Origin of the sequence: Kribbella monticola, from assembly GCF_003261635.1 — a bacterium.
GTDB lineage: Bacteria > Actinomycetota > Actinomycetes > Propionibacteriales > Kribbellaceae > Kribbella > Kribbella monticola.
This window is the reverse complement of record NZ_QFXK01000027.1, coordinates 19,650-45,112: the sequence shown is the minus strand read 5'-3', so window position 1 is coordinate 45,112 and position 25,463 is coordinate 19,650. Positions and strand designations below refer to the sequence as shown.

The window sequence follows — 25,463 nt, the reverse complement described above, 5'->3', positions numbered from 1 at the left end:
CGGGCCGGACCCTTCGGGCCGGCCCATCACGCTATGTGTCCCGGTCACCGACGGCGTCCGGGACATCGCTGTCAGCCCGCGATCAGGCCGTCGCCGCTGATCAGCTCACGCATCTCGGCGAGCGTGCTGTCACCCGGCGGCAGGATCGCGTCGGAGTCGTGCAACTCGTTGTCGGGCACCCGCTCACCGCCGCGGACGAACTCCAGCAGCGCGCCGAACGCCGTACGGAACCCCTCTTCGTCTCCCGAGGAGACGGCCTTCTCCAGATCGGTGTCGACCGCGTTGAGCTGGTCGAGCTTGTCATCGGCCAGTTTCCACTGACCTTCACCCATGATCCGGACGATCATCGTGCGTCTCCGTCCTGCGGTCGAACCGGCTCTGCTTGCTGACTGGGCTGCTGAACAGGCTGCGCCGCACCGGGCGCGTCCTGGGCGATCTCCTTCGGTGCCGAGCCTCCGCTCAGCTGGGCCTTCATCGCGGCCAGCTCGTTCTCGACGTCGGAGCCGGACGACATCCGCTCCAGCTCGAGGGTGATGCTGTCCTTGTTCGAACCGCTGGCGTCGTCGAGTGCGCCGGAGGCGAGCAGCTCGTCGATCGCGCCGGCCCGGGCCTGCATCTGCTGGGTCTTGTCCTCGGCCCGCTGGACCGCCAGGCCGACGTCGCTCATCTCCTCGGAGATGCCGGAGAAGGCCTCGTTGATCCGGGTCTGCGCCTCGGCGGCCGTGTAGGTCGCCTTGATCGTCTCCTTGCGGGTCCGGAACGACTCCACCTTCGCCTGCAGCCGCTGCGAGGCGAGAGTGAGCTTCTCCTCCTCACCCTGCAACTGGGCGTGCTGGGCGGTCAGGTCGTCGATCTGGCCCTGCAGGCCGGACTTGCGGGTCAGTGCCTCCCGGGCCAGGTCCTCGCGGCCCATCGAGAGCGCCTTCTGGGCCTGGTCCTGCAGCTTCTGCGACTGTGACTGCAGCTGCGACGCCTGCAGTTCGACCCGCTTGCGGCTGGTGGCGACGTCCGCCACACCACGGCGCACCTTCTGCAACAGCTCGAGCTGCTTCTGGTACGAGTAGTCAAGGGTTTCGCGAGGATCCTCAGCCTTGTCCAAAGCCGAATTGGCCTTGGCCTTGAAGATCGTCGACACCCGCCTGAAGATGCTCATCGATATCCGTACCCCTTCTGTGCCGGAGAGTGGACCCGGCGTGCGTGTCAACCACCCTATGTCCCGATGGGTCACCACACCATCAGGACCGGCCCCGATAAAGTGGTGGTCAGGTCCGGGGACCACCCCGAGTCGGGCGAGCCGCCCGGTTGAGCCAGCCAGTCCGAATGAGGTCCAGTCCCCGTGTTCCGACGTACCAAGTCTGAGACATCGCCCCAAACTCCGGCGAGCACCCCGGCCAAGGTCGGCGGCAAGGGCCGGCCGACCCCGACCCGGCGCGAGGCCGAGGCGGCCCGCAAGCAGGCGCTGAAGAAACCGCGCAACCGCAAGGAGGCCGCGGCGTACCGGCGCGAGAAGGTCCGGCTCGAGCGCGGCAAGATGCAGGAGGCGATGAAGACCGGCGACGACCGCTACCTGCCGGCCGCCGACAAGGGCCCGGTACGCCGGTTCGCCCGCGACTACGTCGACGCCCGCTGGTCGGTGATGGAGTTCGCGCTGCCCGTGCTGCTCGTGGTCTCGCTGCTCGGCGTCGTCTTCGCCCAGGCGTTCGTGTGGCTGCCCGGCCTCGTCAACATCCTGTTCCTGCTGATGATCGTCGCGATCGCCGCCGACTGGTTCCTGCTCACCAGCGGCCTCAAGCGCGCCGTCGCCCGCAAGTTCCCCACCGAGCCGGCCAAGGGCATCGGCTTCTACGCCGTCCGCCGCACCATGCAGATGCGCCGCTGGCGCCTCCCCAAGCCCATGGTCGCCCGCGGCGAAAAGCCGGCCTAGTACTCCGAACAGCCCGCGTCGCGCCTCCTCCGTCGGCCGCTCGACCCACCCACCCCAGTCCGCCGCTCCTCCGTTGCGGCTCGCGGTGGAGCTGTCGGCGGGCAGCTGAAGCCGCAGGCGAACCGGGCCTGCAGTAGACCGAGGCGACCTCGCCCGACCTGCCCGGCTGAGATCGGCGGCGGGCGGAGCGCCTACGCCCGCACTGCACCCGCCTGCTCTGCGGCAGGCGAGGTGTCTCCTCCGAACGGCCCCGGGCGTGGTCGGGGACAGCCGAGGACCTCGGTCCGAGCTGACCGGCGGTCGCGTGTGGGGCCAGCGGCACATCGCCGCAAAACGGCCATGCGGTATCGCCGTGCCTGAAGCTGCCGCCTACCCGCGGACGGCACCACAGCGGGCCGCGACGGAGGAGCGGCGGACTCGGGTGGGTGGGTCGAGCGCCGACGGAGGAGGCGCGATGCGGGCCGCAGTACGGGGTCGGCGTGGGGGAAGTAGGGTCGGGGTATGGACTTTCGGTATCTCGGGAACAGTGGGCTGAAGGTCAGCGAGATCTCGTACGGGAACTGGCTGACGCATGGGTCGCAGGTGGAGAACGAGCAGGCGAAGGCTTGTGTGAAGGCGGCCCTGGAGGCCGGCATCACCACGTTCGACACCGCCGACACCTACGCGAACACCAAGGCGGAGAGCGTGCTCGGGGAAGCCTTGGAGGGGGTACGCCGCGAGTCGGTGGAGATCCTCACCAAGGTGTACTGGCCGACCGGGCCGGGCGGGCCGAACGACACCGGGTTGTCCCGCAAGCACATCCACGAGTCGATCAACGCGTCGCTGAAGCGGCTGAAGACGGACTACGTCGACGTGTACCAGGCGCACCGCTACGACACCGAGACGCCGCTCGAGGAGACCATGGAGGCTTTCGCCGACGTGGTCCGGCAGGGCAAGGCGTTGTACATCGGCACCTCGGAGTGGACCGCCGAGCAGCTCCAGGAAGGCCACCGGCTCGCCCGTGAGCTGCGCATCCCGCTGGTGTCGAACCAGCCGCAGTACAGCATGCTCTGGCGGGTGATCGAGGCCGAGGTGGTGCCGGCGTCGGAGGAACTCGGGATCGGGCAGGTCGTGTTCTCGCCGATCGCCCAGGGCGTCCTGACCGGCAAGTACCTGCCGGGACAGCAGCCGCCGGAGGGTTCGCGCGCCACCGACAAGGACGGTGCGAACTTCGTCAAGCGGTTCCTCACCGACGACGTGCTGACCCGTGTGCAGCAACTGAAGCCGATCGCCGACGAGGCCGGCCTGTCGCTGGCCCAGCTCGCCGTCGCCTGGGTGCTGCAGAACCCGAACGTGTCGTCCGCGATCACCGGCGCTTCCCGGCCGGAGCAGGTCACCGAGAACGTGAAGGCGGCCGGGGTGAAGCTCGAGGAGGGCCAGTTGAAGCAGATCGACGAGGTGCTCGGCAACGTGGTCGAGCGGGATCCGGCGAAGACCTTGCAGAACGCCCCGCAGACCAGGCCGGGCTCATGAGCTGGACGTGGCGGTTCGAGACCGCGACCGGTGCGCCGGCCGATCCGGGCGACCTGACCGGCGCGGAGTTCTCCGCCCAGGGCGACGCGGAGAGCTGGCTGGGCGAGATCTGGCGCGAGCTCGCCGACAAGGGTGTCGGGCAGGTGTACCTGCTCGAGGACGGCCGTGAGGTCTACGGCCCGATGAGCCTCGCCGCGCAGGAGTAGCACCACTCCGACGACAACGAGCCCGTACGGCGAACCGCGCGCTGCCGCAGGTCCGCCGTACGGGCTCGCGTGCGGTCGGCGGTAAGCTGCGCTCGAACCAAACTCCTGTGGCACAGGGAAGCCGGTCGAAACCCGGCGCTGACCCGCAACCGTAGGCCGTGGTGGTCCCAGCGACTCACCCGGCGAGCCGGACCACTGTGACACGGGCTGCAGGCTCACCAACCCGCCGAGGTCCGCGGGTGGAGCCGGGCCGCTCGGCCCGACCTTCCGTCGCCGGTTCGGCGCGAAGTCCTCCACCGGGGTCCCGGCCTGAGCGAGGACAGACAAATGAGTGCACATCGGACCGTACGACTGGTCCTCAGCCTGCTGGCGGGTCTCCTGCTGGCGGGGACCGTCACGACGACCGCCAACGCGGAGAACGGCTACCGCTACTGGGGTTACTACCAGTGGACCGGGGGCAAGTGGGCCTTCGCGCAGAAGGGCCCGGACGGCGTGGTACCGACGGACGGCGGCGTCGAGGGCTGGCGCTACGCCGTCGGCACCGAAGCCAACCCGCGAATGCCTCGCGCTGCCGGTGACTTCCAGGCGATCTGCGGTACGACGCCGGTCGAGGCCGGCAAGAAGCGGGTCGCCCTGGTGATCGACCCGGGCACGCAGGCCGACTCGGCGAGCGGTCAGGCGCCGCCCGCCGCGACCGGGACCTGCGTGGTCACAGATCCGGCTGCTACCGGCGCGAAGATCCTCGCGGCGGTCGGACCGGTCCGGATCGAGAAGGGCCTCACCTGTGGCATCGATGGCTACCCGGAGACCGGGTGCGGCCAGCAACTGAACAACGTCAAGCTCCCCGCGACCGAGGAGTCCGTTCAGCTGCAGATCCAGGCACCGGTCGGCTCGACGCTCATCCCGACTGCCACGCCCGGCGCAAACTCGCCCACCACTGCACCGGTCAAGCAGGACAAGGACGGCGGGGCGCCCTGGACGGGCATCATCATCGCGGCAGTCGTCGTCCTACTGCTGGCAGGTGGTGGCCTCGTCCTGAGCCGCCGTCGCAGCAGCCAGCACGCAGGGCAGTAAGTGCGCGCCGTCCACCACCTCACGCTCCCCCGGGTTCTGCACCCGGGGGCCTGGTGGTTGTGGGCGCTCGGCCTCGCCGTTGCCGCCAGCAGGACCCGCAACCCGGTCCTGCTGGTCCTGATCCTCGCCGTCGCGGGCTTCGTGGTCGCAGCTCGCCGCAGTGACGCGCCCTGGGCCAACAGCTACGTCGCGTTCCTCAAGCTCGGTCTGGTCGTCATCGGCCTGCGCATACTGCTCCAGGCGCTCCTGTCGACCCGGTCCCAAGGCAACACCGTCCTCTTCACGCTTCCGCAACTCCCCTTACCGGATTGGGCGAACGGCGTGAAGCTAGGCGGCGAAGTAACCGCCGAAGCCGTCCTGACAGCCCTGTACGACGGGGGCCAGCTCGCCGTGATGCTGTGTTGCATCGGTGCGGCCAACGCGCTGGCCAGCCCACGCAGGTTGCTCAAGTCGTTGCCTGGGGCCCTCTACGAGATGGGCGTCGCCTGCGTGGTCGCGCTGACCTTCGCCCCGCAACTCGTCGTCGACGCGCGACGGATCCGCGGTGCCCGCCGGCTCCGCGGCCGCACCAGAGGCTCCTTCCGCACTACGGCGATGCCCGTACTGGAAGGCGCTCTGGACAGGTCGGTCGAACTGGCCGCAGCGATGGACTCTCGCGGCTACGGCCGCACGGCCCAGGTTCCGCGTCGGCAGCGCAGAATCACCGGCGGCTCTGTGCTGCTAGGCCTGCTGGGCATCGCACTGGGCGTCTACTCGCTTCTCACAGACGCTATGGCGTTCCCAGTAGCCGCTGCGGCCCTGGCCATCGGTTTGCTCCTTGCTGTCGGGGCAATGGCCTACGGCCGCCAGCGAGTGACCAGAACCCGCTACCGCCCAGACCCGTGGGCACTACCCGAGTGGCTCGTCACAGCTGCAGGCGCCGCAGCGGCAGCAACCATGATCGTCGCGTCCGCTCGCGGAATGAACGGCCTCGTCCTGGCCGGACCACTCGTGATCCCGCCCGTACCTGTCGTCCCCGTCATCGGCCTGTTGATCGGCATCGCTCCCGCCTTCGCAGCACCCCCATTGACCCGACGCGCAGAACTGGTGCCCGCATGATCGAGTTCGACCGCGTCACGGTCACGTACGCGGGCGCCAAGGAACCCGCGATCCGCGATGTCAGCTTCACCGTTCCGGAAGGCGAACTGGCGTTGGTGATCGGGCGCACCGGGTCCGGCAAGTCCACCCTGCTGCGAACCATCAACGGCCTGGTCCCGCACTTCACCGGCGGCACCCTGGCCGGCCGGGTACTGGTGAACGGCCGCGACACCCGCGAGTACCGGCCGCGCGATCTGGCCGACGTGGTCGGCATCGTCGGGCAGGACCCGATGGCCGGGTTCGTCACCGACACCGTCGAGGACGAGCTTGCCTACAGCATGGAATCTCTTGGCGTCGCTCCGGATGTGATGCGCCGACGGGTCGAGGAAACCCTTGATCTGTTGGGGTTGGCCGACGTGCGCGACCGCGCCTTGACTTCGCTGTCCGGAGGTCAACGACAGCGGACGGCCATCGGCGCGGCGCTGACTTCGCACCCCGCAGTACTGGTTCTCGATGAGCCGACGTCGGCGCTGGATCCGCAAGCTGCCGAGGAAGTGCTGGCGGCCTTGCAAAGGCTGGTGCACGACCTGGGCGTCACTGTCGTGATGGCGGAGCACCGGCTCGAGCGCGTCATCCAGTACGCCGACCGGGTGATCGAGGTGCCAGGCGGATCGACTGCCGTGACCACCGGTCTTCCGGTCGACCTGATGGTCAGCGCGCCGGTCGCACCTCCTGTTGTCGAGCTCGGTCGCCTGGCCGGCTGGTCACCGCTGCCACTGTCGGTCCGCGACGCCCGACGTGCCGCGGTCGCGCTCAGGGGCCAACTGGCCGACCATGCTCCGCTCCGGCCGGTCCCGGTCGAGGGCCGTGAGCTTGCCAAGTGCAACGACCTGGTCGTGGCCTACGGCAACATCACGGCGCTGCGCGGGGTCTCCTTGTCCATCAAGGCCGGCGAGATCGTTGCCCTGATGGGCCGCAACGGCGCCGGCAAGTCGACGTTGCTCAACGCACTGGTCGGTCTGGTCACACCACGCTCCGGTACTGCGAGCGCGGCCGGCGCCGACCCACGACGTACGCGCCCCAAGCAGCTCGTCAAGTCAGTCGGACTCGTACCGCAAGAGCCCGCAGACCTCTTGTACGCCGCGACTGTGGCCGCCGAATGCGCCGGAGCCGACTCCGACTTCGGGGTGCCCGCCGGAAGCTGCCAAGCGCTGCTCGAGCGACTCGCTCCGGACATCGACCACCAGCAGCATCCGCGCGACCTGTCGGAAGGGCAACGCCTCTGCCTCGCCCTCGCGGTCGTGCTCTGCGGCGCTCCCCCGCTGCTGTTACTGGACGAGCCGACGCGTGGCCTGGACTACGGCGCCAAGCGCCGCCTGGTCGAGATCCTGCGCGAACTCGCAGCAGCCGGCCACGCGGTCGTGCTGTCGACGCACGACGTCGAGATGGTCGCTGAGGTAGCTACCCGGGTCCTGGTCCTGGCTGACGGCGAACTGGTGAGCGACGGCGAGACCGCGACCGTCATAGCGGGCTCTCCAGCCTTTGCGCCGCAGGTGGCGAAGATCCTTGCCCCGCTGCCCTTCCTCACCGTCGGCGAGGTTGCGACCGCTCTGGACCGGGCCTCATGAGACTGATCCGCCTCAAGCCACGCAGTACGGCGACACTCGTGCTGGCCTCGCTGGTCGGCCTACTCGCGTTCGGCTGGCCGCTGTTCTGGCACAGCTCGCAGGGTGGCGAATCGGCCCTCGGGCACACTACCGACGCGCCATGGTTGTTCGTGCTGCTGCTGCCGCTCCTGGTGGCCGTAGTACTGGCAGAGCTCGCTGAATCGGCGATCGACGCCAAGGTGATTTCTCTGCTCGGCATGCTGGCGGCAGTGGGTGCTGCGCTCCGTGCACTCGGCCCTGGCACGGCAGGTCTCGAGCCTGGGTTCTTCCTGTTGATCCTGGCCGGCCGTGCCTTCGGTGCGGGCTTCGGGTTCGTGCTGGGTTCGCTGTCGCTGCTGGCCGGCGCGATGATCAGCGGTGGCGTCGGACCGTGGATGCCGTTCCAGATGTTCGCCTGCGCGTGGGTGGGCTGCTTCGCGGGTCTGCTCCCCCGTCTTGGCGGCCGGCTGGAAGTGCTGCTGCTGGCCGCGTACTCGATGGTCGCTGGCGTCCTCTACGGCCTGGTGATGAACCTGTGGTTCTGGCCGTACGCGACCTTCGGCAGCGACTTCTCCTTCGTCCCCGGCGACTCACTCGTGGAGAACCTGCACCGGTACTTCCTGTTCGTCGTAGCCACCTCACTGGGCTGGGACATCCCCCGCGGCATCCTGTGCGCAGTACTGGTCCTCGTCCTCGGCCGGCCGGTCCTCAACGCGTTCCGCCGGACAGCACGCAAGGCGGCCTTCGACGTACCGGTCGTCTTCGAAGCAGGAAGCCGCAACGATGGCTGAGCTCGTCACCGGCCCCGACGGCGCAGTGGTCGACGGCGTCCTGCGGCTAGGTGTTGATGGCATCGTCGCGGTCGAGGGCTACGAGGTGACAACCAGCCGTACGCCGAACGGTCTCCGCTACGACGTCCGTACGCCGGATGGCGAGCGGCTCGCCTGGACCGCACCGATCACGTCGGGCCACCGGACCCTCGTCCTGGGCGGGGCCCGGTCGGGCAAGTCGACCGAAGCGGAGCGACTCCTGCGCGACCACCTGGACACCGTCTATGTGGCGACCGGCTACACCGGAACACCTGACGACCCCGAGTGGGCCGAGCGGATCGCGAAGCACCGTTCGCGACGCCCGGCGAGTTGGGGTCTGGTGGAGACGGTCGATCTCGTTCCACTGCTGGCGTCGGACGGTCCACCGTTGCTGATCGACTGCCTGACGCTTTGGCTCGCCAGGGTGATGGACGACTGCGAAGTCTGGTCCGACCACGCCCGGGTCTCCGAGGTGGAGAGGCGGATCGACCAACTCGCAGCCGCATGGTCGGCGACGCCGCGGCTAGTGGTTGCCGTCAGCAACGAGGTCGGATCGGGCGTCGTCCCCGCCGACGCCGGCACCCGCCTCTACCGCGACCTGATGGGCCGCCTCAACGCAACCATTGCCCACCGCTCCGACAACGTCCTGTGGTGCGTAGCAGGACGAACCATCCCCCTATGACCACCAACAGCGGCACTCCACAGCCCGACCCAGAGGACACCCCCAGCACCAGCGACGAGCCACGACTCAACACCGGCGACGAGCTGGCCTCCCACAGCGGCGAGGCGAGGCTGGGTGGGTGGGGTCCGTGGGGTGATGGGGTCAGGTTGGCGGTCGGGACCTTGTCTGTGGTGCCCGCGCCGATGCCGCGTGTCGTGGATCGCACGGTGGCCGGGAAGGCGATGGTGCTGGCTCCTCTGGTCGGGTTGTTGCTGGGCGCGATCGCGGCGGCCGTCGTGGCCGGCGTACACGCATTGCAGCCCGGTGCGCCGCTGCTGGCCGCAGTACTGGGCGTTGTGGTGCTGGTGATGTTGTCCGGCGGGCTGCACCTCGATGGGCTGGCTGATACCGCGGACGGGCTGGGCAGCCGGCGCGATCGCGAGACGATGCTGCGGATCATGAAGCAGAGCGACATCGGCCCGTTCGGCGTCGTGTCGATCGTGGCCGTGCTGCTGATCGACGTCGCCGCCCTGACCGCCTGCATCCAGTCCGGCTTCGGGTGGCAAGCGATCCTCATCGCTACCGTCGCCAGCCGCCTCACCCTCCCCTGGTCCTGCCGCACCACCGTCCCGTCAGCAAGACCCGACGGCCTAGGCGCCATGGTCGCCTCCACCGTCCCCACCCTCGCCGCTCTCATCACCACCACCCTCACCCTCGCCGCAGTCACCCTCACCGCATACGCCGATCGCACCCCCGCGGGCCTCATCGAGCACACCACCGGTGTGGCCTCAGCCCCGATCGGCGCCCACCTCCTCGGCGCCGCGCTTGCTCTTGTCGTCGCGATCGCACTCGGCCTGTTGATGATCCGAAAAGCTCGCGCGGCATTCGGTGGCATCACCGGCGACACCCTCGGCGCCACCGTCGAACTCGCCCTCGCCGCTGCCCTACTCACCCTCGCCCTGACCAGCTGACAGACTCCCCCGCCCCGACGAGCCGTCTCGCCGACCTGACTGGCCGTTGTGTTGCTGGAGCGGTGACAGACTCGCTCGGTGGTGGTGCGGGGTGCTGACCGGTGGGTGCATTACTGTCCTGCCGGGGGCTTGGCCGGACAGGACTACGCGTAACGACGAGGACACATGGCGATCACTTTCCGGGTGGGGACAATCCGAGAGGCCGCGAAAGCGCCGCGATCCGTTATCTTTATGTAATGAACGCAACCCGCCCCGCGCCTGGCTCGCAGGCTTCGCTCCGCGAAGCCAACCGCGAGCGCGTTCTGGGGGTTGTCCGCCAGCACGGGCCGCTGACGCAGGTGGAGATCGCCGCCGCCTCCGGTCTGTCCGCCGCGACCGTGTCGAACATGGTCAAGGAACTCGACCAAGCCGGCCTGGTCGGACTCTCCCGCAGCATCCGCAACGGGCGCCGCGCAGTACTGGTGTCGCTGGCTTCAGGCGGCGGCCTGCTCGCCGGCGTCGCGTTCGGTGAGCGTGATGTCCGCGTCGCGATCGCGTCCGAGAGCCGCGAGATCCTCGCCCAGCAACTGATGCCGCTGCAGGCCGACCACGTCGCCGACGACGGGATGGAACGCGCGGCCCGGCTGCTCGCCGACCTGGCCGAGACGGTCGGCGCAGGCGTGGAGGACATCGGCGCGATCGGCTTCGGCCTGCCCGCACCGGTGGACTCCGTCAGCGGCCAGGCCGGCTCAGACGCGGTCCTCCCGGGGTGGCGCGGCGTCAACGTCGCCGAGGCGATGGCCGGTCACCTCCGCGCCCCGGTCGTCCTGGACAACACCGCGAATCTGGCCGCCCTCGGCGAGCTTCGGGCCGGCGCGCTCCGCGGCGTACAGCACGGCTGTTACCTGAAGTTCTCGTACGGCGTGGGCGCCGGTATCGTGCTCGGCGGCGAGGTCTTCCGCGGCTCGGCCGGTACGGCGGGCGAGATCGGGCACCTCACCATCGACGAGAACGGCCCGATCTGCCGGTGCGGCAACCGCGGGTGCCTCGACACCTTCGTCGGCTCCCGGGCACTGCTCAGCAGCCTCGCCGCCTCGCACGGCCCACTCCGCCTGCGCGACATCATCACCCGGGCGCTGGCCGGGGATCTGGGCTGCCGCCGCGTGATCGAGGACGCGGGCCGCCGGGTCGGCGTCGCCGTGGCCGGTCTGGTGAACCTGTTCAACCCCGAGGTGATCGTGGTCGGCGGCAAGCTGGCCGAGGCCGGCGACCTGATCATGGTCCCGCTCCGGGAGGCGCTCGACCGCTGCGCGATCCCCAGTGCCGCCGCGACAGTCGAGTTACGGCCGGCTGAACTCGGTGACGAAGCGGATGTGCTCGGTGCCATCGAGTTGGCATCGGTGCTCAGTCACGCGCGGGCCGCCAAGCCGGCGGAGACAACCGTGTAACAACGATATGTCTATTTCTTGAATTCAAGCCTTGACGTCAAGGCCGGTTGTGACCTTGACTCTGCTCAGGCCTACTCGGGCCCTCACGTCAAGGAGTCGCTATGTCCGTGTCACCAACCCGTCTGCTCGGCCTCGGCATCGCCGTCACCGCCGTTGCCCTCTCGCTGGCCGCTTGTGGGTCGGACGACAAGTCCGACGCGGGAGGCAGCAAGTCCGGTAACAAGATCGCGCTGCTGCTGCCCGAGTCGAAGACCACCCGGTACGAGAGCCTCGACCGGCCGCTGTTCACCGCGGCCCTGAAGACCGACTGCGCCGACTGCGAGCTGATCTACAGCAACGCCGACCAGGACGCGGCCAAGCAGCAGCAGCAGGCCGAGGCCGCGCTGACCCAGGGCGCCAAGGTGCTCGTGCTCGACCCGGTCGACGGCAAGGCCGCCGCCGCGGTCGTCGCCGCCGCGAAGGCGCAGAACGTTCCGGTCATCGCCTACGACCGCTTCATCGACGGCGCCAACTACTACGTCTCGTTCGACAACGAGACGGTCGGCAAGCTGCAGGCGCAGACCCTGGTCGACACCTTGAAGGCGGCCGGCAAGACCACCGGCAACCTGGCCGTGATCAACGGCTCGCCGACCGACCCGAACGCGGCCGACTTCAAGAAGGGCGCGCACAGCGTGCTCGACAGCAGCGGCTACAAGGTCGCCGCCGAGTTCGACACCCCGGACTGGAGCCCGGACAAGGCCCAGGCGTGGATGGAAGGCCAGCTCAGCGCGATCAAGAACGGCCTCGTCGGCGTGTACGCCGCCAACGACGGCACCGCCGGTGGCGCCATCGCGGCCCTCAAGGGTGGTGGCGTGAAGCCGCTGCCGCCGGTCACCGGTCAGGACTCCGAGCTCGCCGCGATCCAGCGGATCGTCGCCGGCGACCAGGCGATGACGATCTACAAGGCCGTCAAGCCGCAGGCCGAGGCCGCCGCCAAGGCCGCCGTCGCGCTCGCCGGTGGCGGCAAGGCCGACTCGACCAGCGACTTCAAGGGTGTTCCCGCGACGATTCTGGACCCGATCGCCGTCACCAAGGCCAACATCAACGACACTGTGGTGAAGGACGGGATCTACAAGGTCACCGACATCTGCACCGCGTCGTTCCAGGCAGCCTGCGCAGCCGCCGGCCTCAAGTAAGCCCGTTCCGGTGTGTGCCCCTGTCCCGGGGGCGCACGCCGGAACTGTGTGTCCGTAAGCCTCAGGAGGCTGATCAATGACTGTCACTCCCACCCCTGCAACAGTGGGCACCGGCACGGTGCTGTCGCTGCGGGGCGTCTCGAAGCGGTTCGGCGCCGTCCAGGCGCTGAAGAACATCGAGCTCGATGTCCGGGCCGGCGAGGTGCTCGCGCTGGTCGGCGACAACGGCGCCGGCAAGTCGACGCTGGTGAAGACCATCGCCGGCGTCTACACCGCCGACGACGGCTCGATGGTGTTCGACGGGGCGGAGGTGCGAGTGGGCAGTCCGGCCGAGGCACAGCAGCTCGGCATCGCCACCGTCTTCCAGGACCTGGCGCTGTGCGACAACCTCGACGTGGTCGCGAACCTGTACCTCGGGCGCGAACTGCGCAACGGCAAGGTGCTCGACGAGGTGGAGATGGAACGCTCCTCCTGGGAGCTGCTCCGCCAGCTGTCCGCCAAGATCCCGAGCGTCCGGATCCCGGTGGCCAGCCTGTCCGGCGGTCAGCGGCAGACGGTCGCGATCGCCCGCAGCCTGCTCGGTCAGCCGAAGGTCGTCATGCTGGACGAGCCGACCGCGGCCCTCGGCGTCGCTCAGACCGCCGAGGTCCTCAACCTGGTCGAGCGACTCCGCGAGCGCGGGCTGGCGGTCATCCTGATCAGCCACAACATGGCCGACGTGATGGCGGTCGCCGACCGGGTCGCCGTACTGCGGCTCGGCCGGAACAACGGCGTCTTCACCGTCAGCGAGACCAAGTCGCAGGACATCATCGCCGCGATCACCGGCGCCACCGACAACGCAGTCTCCGAGCGCGCGGCGCGCCGGACCCGGCAGGAAGGTTCCGCATCATGAGCACCCCGGTCGACGGATCGAAGGCTCCCGTGCAGGACACCGTGCCGGAAGCCCAGGAGGCGGCGGCACTGCCCGCCGACCTGCAGGACGAGCGCCTGATCGCCAGCAACGGCGTCAGCGGAGCGATCTCCGCCTTCACCTCGCGGCTGCGCTCCGGTGATCTCGGGTCGGTGCCGGTCGTGGTCGGCCTGGTCATCATCTGGGCGGTCTTCCAGATCGCCAACAGCTCCTTCCTGTCCAGCCGCAACCTGGTCAACCTGACCCTGCAGACGACCTCGGTCGGAGTCATTGCCCTGGGCATCGTTCTGGTCCTGCTGCTCGGCGAGATCGACCTGTCGGTCGGTTCGGTCAGCGGCCTGGCCGGTGCCGTGCTCGGCGTGACGTTCGTCAACAAGGGCTGGCCGCTGCTGCTGTCGCTCGTGGTCTCGGCGCTGCTCGGCCTGGTGATCGGCTTGTTCTACGGCGCGCTGTACACGCGCTTCGGCGTACCGAGCTTCGTCATCACCCTGGCGGGTCTGCTCGGCTTCCTCGGTCTCCAGCTGCTGGTGCTCGGCAAGGAAGGCACGCTGAACATCCCGTTCGATTCCGGCATCGTGAAGTTCGCCACCCAGAGCTTCCTGTCGCCGGCACTGGCCTACGGGCTGGTCGCGGTGGTCGTCGCGGCGTACGCGCTGAGCCGGCTGCGCAACCGAGGCGCCCGTGCGGCCGCAGGGCTGTCCACGGCGCCCACCGCGATGATCGCGATCAAGGCCGCAGCGCTCGCCCTGGTCCTGCTGATCCCGGTCCTGGTCCTGAACGGCGACCGTGGTGTCTCGTCGATGTTCCTGCTCTTCGTCGCCCTGGTGCTGGCCACCGACTTCATGATCCGGCGGACCCGCTGGGGCCGTTCGGTGGTCGCGGTCGGCGGCAACGTGGAGGCGGCCCGGCGGGCCGGTATCAACGTCCGGTTCATCTACCTGTCGGTCTTCGCGGCGTGCTCCACCTTCGCCGCCGTCGGTGGCATCCTGGCCACCGCCCGGCTGATCGCGGTGAACCAGAGCACCGGTGGCGGGGACACCAACCTGAACGCGATCGCCGCTGCCGTCATCGGTGGCACCAGCCTCTTCGGTGGCCGCGGTTCGGCGTACTCCGCACTCCTCGGCGCGCTGGTGATCATGTCGATCTCCAACGGCCTGGCGCTGCTCAGCCTGGACTCCAGCGTGCGCTACATGGTGACGGCCGGCGTCCTGCTGGTCGCCGTCACGATCGACTCGCTCAGCCGTCGCAGCCGGCAGGCGCACGGCCGCGCGTAACCGACCCGGTGGGCCCTCGTCAGACCCCTGCTCGGCGAGGGCCCGCCGTTCCAACCCCCAGTACGACGGACCGTCGCTCCCCGCCCGGAGCGACGGTCCGTTGCCTTGTGCCCCGATCGGCATGGGCCAGAATGTGGGCCATGAGCATCCGCCGGGCGTCGATCAAGGCGCAGCCGACCACCGAGGACCATTCCGTCACCACGCTGGAACTGTTCTTCGACCTGGTCTTCGTCTTCGCGCTGACCCAGATCACCGCGCTGATGGCGCACGACCTGAGCTGGCAGGGCGTACTGCGTGGCCTGTTGCTGATCGGGCTGCTGTGGTGGAGCTGGATCGGGTTCTCCTGGTTGTGCAACCTGGTCAAGGCCGACGAGGGATCGGTCCGCGGCGTGATGGTGGCCGCGATGGCGGCGATGTTCGTGATCGCCCTGGCCATCCCGGAGGCGTTCCACGACCTGCCCGGCGGCCTGCCCGGTCCGGTGGTGATCGCGATCGCGTACTTCGTCTTCCGCGCGATGCACCTGTGGTTGTTCTGGCTGATCGCCGACGGCGACGCCGGACTGCGCCGGACGCTGCTGAGGTTCGCGCCCTCGATGCTGGCCGGCACGGCGTTGCTGCTGGTCGCCTCGCAGTTCCACGGCAACAACCAGACCCTGTTCTGGGCCCTCGCGCTGGCCGCGGACTACGGCGGCACCTACTTGATCGACGCCCGCGGCTGGCGGCTGCGGTCGGCGGCCCACTTCGCCGAGCGGCACGGCCTGATCGTGATCATCGCGCTCGGCGAGTCGATCGTCGCGATCGGCGTCGGAGTCACCGACCTGCCGATCTCCTGGCCGATCCTGCTCGCCGCCCTGCTCGGACTGATCGTCTCCTCGGCCCTGTGGTGGATCTACTTCGACGCCACCGCCCAGTACGGCGAACAGGCGCTTGCCTCGGAACCGCTGGAGACCCGGCCGAAGCTCGGCCGCGACGCGTACACCTTCCTGCACTTCCCGATGGTCGCCGGCATCGTGCTGCTCGCGCTGGGGTTGAAGAAGGTGCTGGAGTACGTCGGCGACAGCGAACACCACCACCTGGACGACCCACTCAAAGGCATCGGCCTTTACGCACTCTTCGCCGGCGTCGTGCTCTACCTGCTCGGTCACGTCGGCTTCAAGTGGCGGACCACTCATCGGCTCGGCGTGAGCCGCCTGGTCACGGCAGCGCTCTGCCTCATCGCGATCCCGGCCGTCGCCCACCTTTCGGCGCTCGCCCAGGTCGCAGTACTGGCTGTGCTGTTGTCGTTGCTGGTCGCCTTCGAGGCGGTCCGCTATGCCCGCGAACGTGAGGAACTACGGCACGGCACCCACGAGTAGCTCAGCGCCGGTTCGCGGGGTCGCGCGGATCGTTGTCGAGCTGGTCGCGGATGAACTGCTCGACCGACTTGTCGCCGGAGGCAACGACCTCCTCGATCAGCTCGAGCCGGATACGCCGGCCCTCGGCGTAGTCGCCGGCCGCCATCGCGATGTCGGCTTCGGCCAGGCCGATCCGGAGCCACAGATAACGGCTGGCAGTCTCGGCGTACAGGGCCTTGGGCTGGGTCAGGAGCGCGCGGGCCTCGTCGAGCCTGCCCTGCTTGGCCGCGATGGCCGCCCGCAGGGAGTTGGTCTGGGCGGCGCCATGGTCGTTGGACAACGCGCCGAATATCTCCACCGCCTTCGTGAGCTGCGCCTCGGCAGCGTCGTACTGCTCGATCTCGGCCTGGATCTCGCCGAGCACCACCCGGGCTTCGGCTTGCACGTTGCTGTCCGGCGGAGCGAGCCCGATGGCCTGTTCGCCCCAGCTGATGGAGGCGTCGTAGTCCTTCAGTTCCGCGGCGACGTGCATCAGGTCGCGCAGCACGAAGAAGTGCAGATGTTTCGGGCCGTCCGGCCGCTCGATCAGGGCGAGCGCGGCGAGACCGTGCTCGCGACTGCGCTGATAGTCGGCCAGCTGTACCGAGGCCATCGCGATCTGCAGTTCGGCGCGGGCCTGCAGGTCCAGCGAGCCGGTCTGCTCGGCGAGCTCGCGCAGCCGCTCACCCTCGCTTCGGCGCTCGGCCGGAGGCACGACCCGGTAGGTGTGCCTGGCCAGCTCGATCCGGACCAGCAGCTCCAGCGGACCGGTCTCGGCCAGCACGTCCCTGATGGTGGTCAGCAGGTCGTTGCGGGCTTCGCGCAGCTCCCGAACACCGAGGTAGCCGATCAGGAACAAACCGATCGTGGCCGCGAGCTCCGGGGCTCCGGTGGCAAGGGCCGAGCGCGCGGCAGCATCGACCAGTCCCCAGCTGGATTCGAACCACCGGATCGCATCGGCCTCGATCGCCTCCTCGGCCTCCGGTAACACCGGCGCCGGCGGTGTCTGCAGATGAGCGGCGCTGGTCCAGCCGTGATTGACGCCGGAGTCGGCCAGCGCCGTCAGGCGGTGCACCGCATCTAGATAGCGTCGCATCGGTCCTGCGGAGTCCCCGGCCTGCGCGAGCTGCTCGGCGGCGTACGAGCGGACGAGTGCGTGCATCTTGTAGCGACGGAACGGTTCGAGGCCGGCGAGTTCGACCAGGCCGAGGTCCACGAGCTGATCGAAGGCGGCCGCCCCGGCCGGTTCGTCGCAGTCCAGCAGCGGTGCCGCCACCCAGACCGGGAACTCGGCCACGCCGACCAGCGACAACCGCGCCAGCAGTTGTCTGGTCCGCGGCTCGGCCAGGCTGAGGCTGCGATGCAGGCTGGTCCGTACGGCGAGGTCGCCGGCCACCATCGAATCCAGCCGCGCCTCGTCATCGGCCAGCGCGCCCGCCACCGCCGGCAACGCGTCGTCGCCGGACAGCGCCAGCCGCGAACCGACAATCCGGAGCGCCAGCGGCAGACCCGCGCAGGCGGCGGCCACGGTCGCGATCGCCGCCTGGTCCCGCAACGACCGGCCGATCAGCCTGACCAGCAGGTCGTTGCCGGTGGCCTCCTCGAGCGGCAACACCTGCCGATGAGCCGCTTTCTTCAACTCTGGAAGGGACTTCCGGGACGTGACGACCGCAGCACAGCGCGGTCCGGACGGGAGCAACTGTTCGACGGTCTCGGCATCGAGCGCATCATCGAGGACGACGAGCAGCGCCCGATCGGCGGTCCGCTCCTGGAAGAGCCGGATCCGGTCCGCCAGCGAATCCGGGACAACCGGCGGCGGAACTCCCACTGCCCGCAGCATCCGGCCGAGCAGGGTCCGGGCCGGCACCGCCGCTCCCCCGACGTCCTGCAGCCGGGCGAACAACTGACCATCGGGAAACGCCTCCGCCACGAGATGCCCGATCCGCGTCGCAGCGGCGGACTTCCCGACCCCGGCGGCCCCCCACAGACAGACGACCGCTGCTTCTTCGCGTCCTTCACCGGTCAACACCCGTACGCCGTCCGCCAGCAACTCGTCCCGGCCGACCAGCAGCGAGACGTCCACCGGCAACTCGCGCGGCGTCGTCCCGTCCGCGGTCGACCTGGCCGGCCCGAGCGGGTCGTCGCGAAGGATCGCCAGGTGCAGCCGCCGCAACGCCGGGGCCGGATCCAGTCCGTACTGATCGGCCAGCCGCTCCGCGAGTTCGGCGTATGCGGTCAGGGCTTCCTGCTTGCGTCCGGCCCGGTACAGCGCGGTCATCCAGGCGATCACGAGCCGCTCGCGCAGAGGGTCGGCCGCGACGAGGCGCGCCAGTTCGGGCACCAACTGCTCGTACTTGCCGGCGGCAAGATCAGCGTCGATCCGGTCTTCCAGGGCGGTTGTGCGCTCCTCCTCGATCCCGGCACACAACCGCGCCCGGACCGGCTCGGAAGTCACGTCGGCCAGCGGCTCGCCCCGCCAGAGCCCGAGCGCCTCGGTGAGCGCGGCAGACCGCAGTACAGGATCTTCCAGCGCCCGCGCGTGGGCGGTCTGCGCCCGGAACCGCCCGAGATCGACCGACTCCGCCTCCACCCGTACGGCGTATCCGGAGCGGCTGCCCTCGATCGGCACGCCTGCCTTGCGCAACCGGGAAACGTACACCTGCAAGGCACTTCGCGCCCGCGCCGGCGGATCCTGCGGCCACAACAGATCCACCAACTCGTCCACCGGCACGACTTCAGTTGCCCTCAGCAACAAAACGGCGAGCACCAGCCGCTCCTGCCGCCGCGGCAACGCGACCGCCCGACCACCGTCGCGGACTTCGACTGCCCCCAGCAAACGAAACTCCATGCCCGAACCTTAACCACCCGACCACCTGGGCCGGACGGCCGAGAGCCGCCCCGACCGGGTGGTCGGGGCGGCTCTGCGACAGCTGGATCAGGCCGTGGCGGCGGTCAGGTCGACCTTCGGCTCGGCGAAGTGGCACGCGGCCGCGTGGCCGGGGCCGGACTTGGCCTGGGCGATCAGCGGCGGTTCCTGGGTGGCGCAGATGTCCTCGGCCTTCCAGCAGCGGGTCCGGAACCGGCAACCGCTCGGCGGGTCGATCGGGGAGGGTACGTCGCCGACCAGGCGGATCCGTTCCTTCGGCGGGACGCCGCGGATCGTGCCGAGGTCAGGAGCCGCCGACAGCAGCGCCTGGGTGTAGGGGTGCTGCGGGGCGCCGTAGATCTCGTCCCGCGTTCCCTGCTCGACGATCTTGCCCAGGTACATCACCGCGACCCGGTCACAGAAGTGCCGGACCACACCCAGGTCGTGCGCGATGAAGACGAAGGCGATGCCCAGGTCGCGGCGCAGGTCCTCCATCAGGTTCATCACCTGCGCCTGGATCGACACGTCGAGCGCGGACACCGGCTCGTCGGCGATGATCACCTCGGGCTCCACCGCGAGCGCCCGGGCGATCCCGATGCGCTGCCGCTGACCACCGGAGAACTCGTTCGGGTACCGGTTGTGGTGCTCGGGGTTCAGGCCGACCCGCTCGAGCAGTTCCTGGACCCGCTCCAGTTCCTTGCCGCGCTTCACCAGGTTGTGCACGCGCAACGGCGTACTGATGATGTTCGACACGGTCTGCCGCGGGTTCAGCGAGCTGTACGGGTCCTGGAAGACGATCTGGAGCTGGCGGCGGAACGGCCGCAGGTCCTTCTCCTTCATCTGGGCGATGTCGGTGCCCTTGAAGATGATCTGACCCGCGGTCGGCGTCAGCAGCCGGGTGATCATCCGGCCCGTCGTCGACTTCCCACAACCGGACTCACCGACCAGCCCGAGGCTCTCGCCGGCCTTCAGGTCGAAGTTCACCCCGTCGACGGCCTGGACCAGTTTCTTGGTCCGGCCGAGGCCGGCGGCCTCCTTGATCGGGAAGTGCATCTTCAGGTCGCGGACCTGCAGCAACGCAGGCTCCGTGCCGCCGGTGGTCGCATCCACGGGGCGCACTGTCTTGCTCATGTCTCTCCTCAGCCCAGTCTCGGTGCGACCTCGGCCTCGTAGATCGAGGCCTTGTCGTGCAGGTGGCAGCGGGATGTGTGTGCGCCAGCGCCGTCGACCGGCAGCAGTTCCGGCAGGTCGGTGATGCAGCGCTCGCCCTTCACCCGGTCCTTGTACGGACAGCGCGGGTTGAAGGAGCAACCACTGGGCAGGGCCAGCAGGCTCGGCGGCAGGCCCTTGATCGGGCGCAGCCGCTCGGAGGCGGCCGACACGGTCGGGATCGACTCCAGCAGACCCCACGTGTACGGCATCCGCGGCCGGGCCAGCACGTCCTCGGCCGTGCCGTACTCGACACAGCGGCCGGCGTACATCACCAGGACGTCGTCGGCCATCTCGGCCACCACACCCAGGTCGTGGGTGATCAGCACGATCGCCGAGCCGAACTCTTTCTGCAGGTTGTTCAGCAGATCGAGGATCTGCGCCTGCACGGTGACGTCCAGCGCGGTGGTCGGCTCGTCGGCGATCACCAGCTTCGGGTCGTTGACCAGACCCATCGCGATCATCGCGCGCTGCCGCATACCACCGGAGAACTCGTGCGGGTACTGCTTGAACCGGCGGATCGGGTTCGGGATGCCGACCAGGTCCAGCATCTCCAGGGCGCGCTTCTTCGCGACATCCTTCGACACCTTGTGGTGTACCCGGTAGGCCTCGGAGATCTGGTTGCCGACCGTGTACAGCGGGTGCAGCGACGACTGCGGGTCCTGGAAGACCATCGCGACCGCGTCACCGCGGATCTTCATCAGTTCGCTGTCCGGCAGACCGACGATCTCGTCGCCGCCCAGCCGGATCGAACCGGTGATCCGGGTCCGCTTGCGGTCGTGCAGACCCATCACGGCCATACTCGACACCGACTTGCCCGACCCGGACTCACCCACGATCGCCAGCGTCCGGCCGAGCGGAACGGCATAGCTCAGCCCGTTCACCGCGCTGACCACACCATCGGCGGTCGGGAACTTGACGGTCAGGTCCTCGACCACCAGGTACGGCGTCTCGCCGCTCGGGGTCAGCGTCGTCGAGCGGCGCTCGCGGGTCGCGATGGAGGGATTGCGGGCGTCCCGCGCCACCTCCCCGTCGCTGGGTACGGTGCCGACCATGGTCTCCTGGCCAACCTTTCTGTCTTGGAGGTCCTTGCGTCCCTCGTCGCCGGCAGGTGTCGTCACGCGAGCCTCACCCGCGGATCGATCAGGCTGTAGGCGATGTCGACGATGAAGTTCATCATCACCAGGAACACCGAGGCGACCAGGACCGTGCCCATGATCACCGGCAGGTCGTAGTTGTTGAGACTGTCGATCACCAGGTTACCCAGTCCGGGCAGATCGAAGATCTTCTCGGTGAAGATGGCACCGGCGAGGCTGCCGGCGATGTCGAGGCCGAAGATCGTGACGACCGGGATCAGACCCGAGCGCAAGGCGTGCTTGTAGGTGACCACCCGGTCCGACAGGCCCTTGGCGCGCGCCGTACGGATGAAGTCCTCGCTCAGCGTCTCCACCATCGAGCCGCGGGAGAACCGGGCGTACTGCGTGCAGTTGTAGATGCCCAGGACCAGCCACGGGGTGAGCAGACCGGCCACCCATTTCCCGGGATTCTCCGTCAGTGGTGTGTACCCACTGCGCGGCAGGATCGGATAGAGGATGGTGAGGTAGAGCGAAATCATCAGGGCCACGATGTAGTACGGGATCGAGCTGAGCACCAAGGTGCTGGTCATCAGCGCCCGGTCACCCATCGTCCCGCGTCTCTTCGCGGCCAGCGAGCCGACGAAGACACCGATCGTGAGAACGAGGACCGCGTAGCCCGCCACCAGCGAAACCGTCACCGGCAGCCTGGTCTTCAGGGTCTCGTACACCGGCCGGTCGTTCTTGAAGGAGAAGCCGAGGCATGGCGCCGGGCACTTCTGCTTCACGCCGGCGGTCTCGAAGGTGCGGCCGGCGAAGATGCCCGCCGTGTACTCCGCGAACTGCTGGACCTTCGGGCGGTCCAGATGCAGGTTGCGCTTGATCTCGTTGTACCGCTGCTGGGTGCAGTTGCGGTCGCCACAGATCGCCGCCGCCGGATCGGTGGGGGCGACGAAGAACAACGTGAAGGTCGCGATCAGCGTGACCAGCACGACACTCAGCGCGCTGACCAGGCGGCGCGCCACGAAATAGAGCACGGGGCTTTCTCCTCACCGATGAGGGTGGTGACCGGACCGAGGGCCCGGTCACCACCCCTTCATTCAGAGCCGAACGTGTTGCTCAGGCGTTCGGTCAGGGCTGCTTGACGTAGATCGAGGTGAACTCGGGCATACCCTGCGTCACGTCGTTGATCACGTGGCCGAGGTTCTTCCCGATCGGGAAGTCCGAGGCGCTGTAGTACAACGGAATGGCCGGAAGGTACTTCTCGAGGATCATCTTGTCGATCTTGCCCCACTCCTTGAGCTGGGCGTTCGGGTCGAGCGCGGTGACGCGGTCGATCTCGGCGTCCAGCGTCTTGTCCTGGAGCTGACCGATGCTGTTGCCCAGGGCAATCGCGTCGGACTTGAACAGCACCGGGAACCAGCTGGTGCCGCTCGGCCAGTCGGAGCACCAGCCGGCCGGGGTCTTGCCGATGTTGACCGGAGCGTTCTGGTCACCGGTGTAGGTGCGGATCTTGGCCTTGGCAACACCGATGCCCTTGTACTTGAACCCGGCCGCCTCGAAGACCTGCTTGCGCAACTGGAAGACCTGCGTCGAGATCTTGTCGTCGATCGAGTAGTACTGGCTGAGCTCGAAGTTCGACTTGCCGAGCGCGGCCAGCTTCGCCTTGACGTCCGCGGCGACCGCGGGGTCCTGGGCGCCCTTGCCGGTTCCGTTCAGGCCCGGCAGCTCGTACTTCTCGAAGCCCGGAACGGCGCGCGGCAGGATCGTCGAAGCAGGCGGCGAGTCGTTCGAGTTCAGACCCGCGACCTTGCGCCACGCGTCGTACGGGTAGGCCGCGGCAACGAGCTTGCGGACCTCGAACGGGATCTTGCGGGTGTCCATCGGCAGCGTGATGGTGCACGGACCGTCACCCTTGACCAACTGGCTCTGGTCCTTGACCTCGGGCAGCAGCGAAGTGTCGAGGTTGCTGTAGCTCAGCGCGTTGGCGTCCGGACCGTTGCTGGCCAGCACCTGACGCTGGGCCTTGATCAGGTCCTGGCTGAACTTGAAGTTGTAGCCGTCGACGTACTGGTGCCGCACCGGGTCGGTGTTCGGGTCCCAGTTGGGGTTCTTCACCAGGTTGAGCGAGGTGCCGGCGTTGTAGGACTGGACCATGTACGGACCGGTCGCCAGCGGCTTCTGCTCGTAGTTCTTCTGGGTGTCCTTCGACTTCGGGATCGGCGTGAACAGCGGGAACGCCGCGTAGAACGGAAGGTCGTCGAACTTCTTGGCGAGGTGGATGACCAGGGTGTTCTGGTCCGGCGTCTCGACACCGGAGTAGTTGTCACCACCGGCGGCGTACGGGCCCTTGTACTTCTCGCCGTCCTTGAAGAACTGGATCTGGTACGTGGGTCCCGAGTCGTAGAGCTCGTGCGCGAAGGAGCGCTTGATCGAGTACGCGTAGTCCTCGGCCTTGACCAGGGAGCCGTCGCTGTACTTGATGCCCTGCTTCAGCTTGAAGGTCCAGGTCAGGCCGTCGGCCGACTTCGTACCCAGGTCCTCGGCGAGGTCCGGCACCAGAACAGGCTTACCGGTCTTCTCGTCCAGCTTGTACTGGGTCAGGGCCCGGTAGAACAGCTTGCCGATCTGGTTTCCGTCGACGTAGTAGATGTTCGTCGGGTCGAACGTGTCCGGCGTGACGTCGGACAGGATCGTGACGGTGCCGCCCTTCTTGGCACCATCGATCTCTGCCGCCGGCCCCTTGGCAGTCGGGTCGGTCGCCTTCTCCTGGGTGGTGCCCTCTTGGACCTTGCCACCACCAGAGTTGTTGTTCGACGACGGGCTGCCGCAGGCAACCGCGGCCAGCATGACCGTTGCCGCCACCGCGGTGATCCGTTTCCACTGCATTGTCGTGTTTCTCCTTTTCTGCCGCTGGGGCAATCGCCGTACTACCGGCGAGTCTTGGGGTCGAAGGCGTCGCGGACGGCGTCGCCGAGAAGGGCCATCGACAACACCAGAGCGGTGATGCCGAGCACCGGGAGCCACAAGAAGATCGGGTCCGCTTTGAACCAGTTCGTGGCAACCGCGATGGTTTGGCCCCAGGACGGAACCGGTTCGACCAGACCGACTCCGAGGAAGGACAGACCTGCTTCCGCCGTCACATAAGCGGGCAGCGAGAGCGAGGCCGAGATGACGATCGGGGCCACCAGGTTGGGCAGCAGCTCCTTGAACAGGACCTGCCGGGTGGGAACGCCGATCGCCTTGGCAGCGAGCACGAACTCCCGTTCCCGCAGCGAGAGCACCTCACCGCGGATGATCCGGGCCAGACCGGCCCAGCCGAAGAACGAGAGGACGAAGATCAAGACGTAGAACCGGGTCGAGGCCTGTTCTTCGGGGGTCAGGTTGAACGACCCGCCGCGCATCGACTCGACGATCGGCACCAGCGCGATCGCGAAGAGCAGGTAAGGAAGGCTCAGGACGAAGTCGATGATCCAGGAGATGATCCGGTCGGTCCAGCCGCCGAGGAAGCCGGCCAGCAGGCCCGCGACCACACCGACGGCGGTGCCGAACAAGGTCGCCGAGAAGGCGACGATCAGCGACGGACGCGCGCCGTAGACCCAGCGGGCGAAGTTGTCCCGGCCGGTCTTCGGCTCGACGCCGAGCCAGTGCTGCGAATTCGGCCCGGTGGTCGGGAAGCCGAACTCGTCCACCAGGTCGGTGTGGAACGCGCTGAAGGTCTGCCCCTCGAGCTTGGCCAGCAACGGCGCGAACACCGCGACCAGGATGAAGAACAAGATGATGCCCACGCACACCATGGCCAGCTTGTCCTTGCGGAGCCGGTCCATCGCGATCCGGGTCGGAGACTTGCCGTGCGCGACCGACGCCGCACGGACCGGCTCAGCCGACGCCGGGTGTTCCTCGACGCCTACGGTCGAGTCAGGTGACCCAATACTCATTCGCGCTCCGTCAGCTCTGTCAGCCAGATTCAGGTGTTCTTGATCCGGCAGCGGTCTGTAGATCGTGCCGGCCATTTGGTGTTCCGAGTGGGCCCGAGTCAAATCCCCTTGACACGGCGATTCCCCCTCAACCGCGCGCTAGCCTGCCTGACACTGTGACACCAAACCAGCGGTGCCCGGCACCAGTGCACAAATCGTTACCGGAACGGGTACCGGACCGGAACATTTGTCTCCGATCGTCACGGTGAGCGACCAATACCTCGCGAAAAGCATCGGCACAGCACCGTCAGTGGCAATTTTGTGCCATATTGTCACGCAGGGTGTTGAATCTACAACCA

The 25,463-nt window shown here is 68.3% G+C and carries 22 protein-coding genes; 14 read left to right on the top strand and 8 right to left on the bottom strand.

Annotation, left to right across the window (positions count from 1 at the left end):
• Positions 1-71: 71 nt before the first annotated feature.
• Positions 72-347, bottom strand: coding sequence for a PspA-associated protein PspAA (gene pspAA, locus DIZ26_RS11335; protein WP_112240191.1), 276 nt, complete (start codon positions 345-347; stop codon positions 72-74).
• The gene (locus DIZ26_RS11330; protein ID WP_112240189.1) at positions 344-1,153 is read right to left on the bottom strand and encodes a PspA/IM30 family protein; all 810 of its coding nucleotides are present in this window, start codon (positions 1,151-1,153) and stop codon (positions 344-346) included. Before DIZ26_RS11330 ends, pspAA begins: the two co-directional genes overlap by 4 nt.
• Positions 1,154-1,336: 183 nt before the next feature.
• Here DIZ26_RS11330 and DIZ26_RS11325 point away from each other — a divergent pair, with 183 nt between their 5' ends.
• From DIZ26_RS11325 to DIZ26_RS11260, 14 genes are all read left to right on the top strand, one after another.
• On the top strand, positions 1,337-1,924 hold the full coding sequence (locus DIZ26_RS11325; RefSeq protein ID WP_112240181.1) for a DUF3043 domain-containing protein: 588 nt from the start codon (positions 1,337-1,339) through the stop codon (positions 1,922-1,924).
• A 501-nt stretch (positions 1,925-2,425) separates the two neighbouring features.
• A complete protein-coding gene (locus DIZ26_RS11320) occupies positions 2,426-3,436 on the top strand; it encodes an aldo/keto reductase family protein (RefSeq protein WP_112240178.1) in 1,011 nt (336 codons plus the stop codon).
• Positions 3,433-3,642 carry a hypothetical protein gene (locus tag DIZ26_RS11315; RefSeq protein ID WP_112240166.1) on the top strand — a complete coding sequence of 70 codons (210 nt, stop codon included), beginning with the start codon at positions 3,433-3,435 and terminating at the stop codon, positions 3,640-3,642. Before DIZ26_RS11320 ends, DIZ26_RS11315 begins: the two co-directional genes overlap by 4 nt.
• A gap of 327 nt (positions 3,643-3,969) precedes the next feature.
• A complete protein-coding gene (locus tag DIZ26_RS11310) occupies positions 3,970-4,716 on the top strand; it encodes an SCO2322 family protein (protein ID WP_112240164.1) in 747 nt (248 codons plus the stop codon).
• A complete protein-coding gene (locus DIZ26_RS11305; protein ID WP_112240162.1) occupies positions 4,717-5,814 on the top strand; it encodes an energy-coupling factor transporter transmembrane component T in 1,098 nt (365 codons plus the stop codon).
• Positions 5,811-7,421: an ABC transporter ATP-binding protein gene (locus tag DIZ26_RS11300; protein WP_112240160.1), complete on the top strand. Its 1,611-nt coding sequence runs from the start codon at positions 5,811-5,813 to the stop codon at positions 7,419-7,421. Before DIZ26_RS11305 ends, DIZ26_RS11300 begins: the two co-directional genes overlap by 4 nt.
• The gene (locus DIZ26_RS11295) at positions 7,418-8,230 is read left to right on the top strand and encodes an ECF transporter S component (RefSeq protein ID WP_112240158.1); all 813 of its coding nucleotides are present in this window, start codon (positions 7,418-7,420) and stop codon (positions 8,228-8,230) included. Before DIZ26_RS11300 ends, DIZ26_RS11295 begins: the two co-directional genes overlap by 4 nt.
• Entirely contained in the window at positions 8,223-8,930 is a 708-nt protein-coding gene (locus tag DIZ26_RS11290; protein WP_112240156.1) for a bifunctional adenosylcobinamide kinase/adenosylcobinamide-phosphate guanylyltransferase, read from the top strand. Before DIZ26_RS11295 ends, DIZ26_RS11290 begins: the two co-directional genes overlap by 8 nt.
• The gene (locus tag DIZ26_RS11285) at positions 8,927-9,880 is read left to right on the top strand and encodes an adenosylcobinamide-GDP ribazoletransferase (protein WP_112240154.1); all 954 of its coding nucleotides are present in this window, start codon (positions 8,927-8,929) and stop codon (positions 9,878-9,880) included. Before DIZ26_RS11290 ends, DIZ26_RS11285 begins: the two co-directional genes overlap by 4 nt.
• A 236-nt stretch (positions 9,881-10,116) precedes the next feature.
• Complete coding sequence (locus DIZ26_RS11280) at positions 10,117-11,307, top strand: ROK family transcriptional regulator (protein ID WP_112240152.1); 1,191 nt, start codon at positions 10,117-10,119, stop codon at positions 11,305-11,307.
• 101 nt (positions 11,308-11,408) lie between these two features.
• Entirely contained in the window at positions 11,409-12,482 is a 1,074-nt protein-coding gene (locus tag DIZ26_RS11275) for a substrate-binding domain-containing protein (protein ID WP_112240150.1), read from the top strand.
• 76 nt (positions 12,483-12,558) lie between these two features.
• The gene (locus DIZ26_RS11270; protein ID WP_112240148.1) at positions 12,559-13,374 is read left to right on the top strand and encodes an ATP-binding cassette domain-containing protein; all 816 of its coding nucleotides are present in this window, start codon (positions 12,559-12,561) and stop codon (positions 13,372-13,374) included.
• Positions 13,371-14,666 (top strand): sugar ABC transporter permease, encoded by a 1,296-nt coding sequence (locus DIZ26_RS11265; protein ID WP_112240146.1) that lies wholly within the window; start codon positions 13,371-13,373, stop codon positions 14,664-14,666. Before DIZ26_RS11270 ends, DIZ26_RS11265 begins: the two co-directional genes overlap by 4 nt.
• 140 nt (positions 14,667-14,806) lie before the next feature.
• Positions 14,807-16,021 carry a low temperature requirement protein A gene (locus DIZ26_RS11260; RefSeq protein WP_112240144.1) on the top strand — a complete coding sequence of 405 codons (1,215 nt, stop codon included), beginning with the start codon at positions 14,807-14,809 and terminating at the stop codon, positions 16,019-16,021.
• A gap of 1 nt (position 16,022) precedes the next feature.
• Here the strand turns inward: DIZ26_RS11260 and DIZ26_RS11255 are convergent, their stop codons facing one another.
• The 6 genes from DIZ26_RS11255 to DIZ26_RS11230 form a co-directional block, all read right to left on the bottom strand.
• Complete coding sequence (locus DIZ26_RS11255) at positions 16,023-18,887, bottom strand: AfsR/SARP family transcriptional regulator (RefSeq protein WP_112240142.1); 2,865 nt, start codon at positions 18,885-18,887, stop codon at positions 16,023-16,025.
• Between the two features lie 87 nt (positions 18,888-18,974).
• A complete protein-coding gene (locus DIZ26_RS11250; protein ID WP_112240140.1) occupies positions 18,975-20,036 on the bottom strand; it encodes an ABC transporter ATP-binding protein in 1,062 nt (353 codons plus the stop codon).
• An 8-nt stretch (positions 20,037-20,044) separates the two neighbouring features.
• Positions 20,045-21,235 carry an ABC transporter ATP-binding protein gene (locus tag DIZ26_RS11245; protein ID WP_112240138.1) on the bottom strand — a complete coding sequence of 397 codons (1,191 nt, stop codon included), beginning with the start codon at positions 21,233-21,235 and terminating at the stop codon, positions 20,045-20,047.
• Positions 21,232-22,224, bottom strand: a complete 993-nt coding sequence (locus tag DIZ26_RS11240) for an ABC transporter permease (protein ID WP_112240136.1) — start codon at positions 22,222-22,224, stop codon at positions 21,232-21,234. The genes DIZ26_RS11245 and DIZ26_RS11240 overlap by 4 nt, the downstream gene beginning before the upstream one ends.
• 94 nt (positions 22,225-22,318) lie before the next feature.
• Complete coding sequence (locus DIZ26_RS11235; RefSeq protein WP_112240134.1) at positions 22,319-24,076, bottom strand: ABC transporter substrate-binding protein; 1,758 nt, start codon at positions 24,074-24,076, stop codon at positions 22,319-22,321.
• Positions 24,077-24,117: 41 nt separating this feature from the next.
• Entirely contained in the window at positions 24,118-25,125 is a 1,008-nt protein-coding gene (locus DIZ26_RS11230) for an ABC transporter permease (RefSeq protein ID WP_112241081.1), read from the bottom strand.
• Between the last annotated feature and the right edge of the window lie 338 nt (positions 25,126-25,463).

What these genes read in the sequence shown, in the direction of transcription:
- pspAA (WP_112240191.1), bottom strand. Translation starts at nt 347, where the DNA reads ATGATCGTCCGGATCATGGGTGAAGGTCAGTGGAAACTGGCCGATGAC.
- DIZ26_RS11330 (WP_112240189.1), bottom strand. Translation starts at nt 1,153, where the DNA reads ATGAGCATCTTCAGGCGGGTGTCGACGATCTTCAAGGCCAAGGCCAAT.
- DIZ26_RS11320 (WP_112240178.1), top strand. Translation starts at nt 2,426, where the DNA reads ATGGACTTTCGGTATCTCGGGAACAGTGGGCTGAAGGTCAGCGAGATC.
- DIZ26_RS11315 (WP_112240166.1), top strand. Translation starts at nt 3,433, where the DNA reads ATGAGCTGGACGTGGCGGTTCGAGACCGCGACCGGTGCGCCGGCCGAT.
- DIZ26_RS11310 (WP_112240164.1), top strand. Translation starts at nt 3,970, where the DNA reads ATGAGTGCACATCGGACCGTACGACTGGTCCTCAGCCTGCTGGCGGGT.
- DIZ26_RS11300 (WP_112240160.1), top strand. Translation starts at nt 5,811, where the DNA reads ATGATCGAGTTCGACCGCGTCACGGTCACGTACGCGGGCGCCAAGGAA.
- DIZ26_RS11295 (WP_112240158.1), top strand. Translation starts at nt 7,418, where the DNA reads ATGAGACTGATCCGCCTCAAGCCACGCAGTACGGCGACACTCGTGCTG.
- DIZ26_RS11290 (WP_112240156.1), top strand. Translation starts at nt 8,223, where the DNA reads ATGGCTGAGCTCGTCACCGGCCCCGACGGCGCAGTGGTCGACGGCGTC.
- DIZ26_RS11285 (WP_112240154.1), top strand. Translation starts at nt 8,927, where the DNA reads ATGACCACCAACAGCGGCACTCCACAGCCCGACCCAGAGGACACCCCC.
- DIZ26_RS11280 (WP_112240152.1), top strand. Translation starts at nt 10,117, where the DNA reads ATGAACGCAACCCGCCCCGCGCCTGGCTCGCAGGCTTCGCTCCGCGAA.
- DIZ26_RS11275 (WP_112240150.1), top strand. Translation starts at nt 11,409, where the DNA reads ATGTCCGTGTCACCAACCCGTCTGCTCGGCCTCGGCATCGCCGTCACC.
- DIZ26_RS11270 (WP_112240148.1), top strand. Translation starts at nt 12,559, where the DNA reads ATGACTGTCACTCCCACCCCTGCAACAGTGGGCACCGGCACGGTGCTG.
- DIZ26_RS11265 (WP_112240146.1), top strand. Translation starts at nt 13,371, where the DNA reads ATGAGCACCCCGGTCGACGGATCGAAGGCTCCCGTGCAGGACACCGTG.
- DIZ26_RS11260 (WP_112240144.1), top strand. Translation starts at nt 14,807, where the DNA reads ATGAGCATCCGCCGGGCGTCGATCAAGGCGCAGCCGACCACCGAGGAC.
- DIZ26_RS11255 (WP_112240142.1), bottom strand. Translation starts at nt 18,887, where the DNA reads ATGGAGTTTCGTTTGCTGGGGGCAGTCGAAGTCCGCGACGGTGGTCGG.
- DIZ26_RS11250 (WP_112240140.1), bottom strand. Translation starts at nt 20,036, where the DNA reads ATGAGCAAGACAGTGCGCCCCGTGGATGCGACCACCGGCGGCACGGAG.
- DIZ26_RS11235 (WP_112240134.1), bottom strand. Translation starts at nt 24,076, where the DNA reads ATGCAGTGGAAACGGATCACCGCGGTGGCGGCAACGGTCATGCTGGCC.
- DIZ26_RS11230 (WP_112241081.1), bottom strand. Translation starts at nt 25,125, where the DNA reads ATGAGTATTGGGTCACCTGACTCGACCGTAGGCGTCGAGGAACACCCG.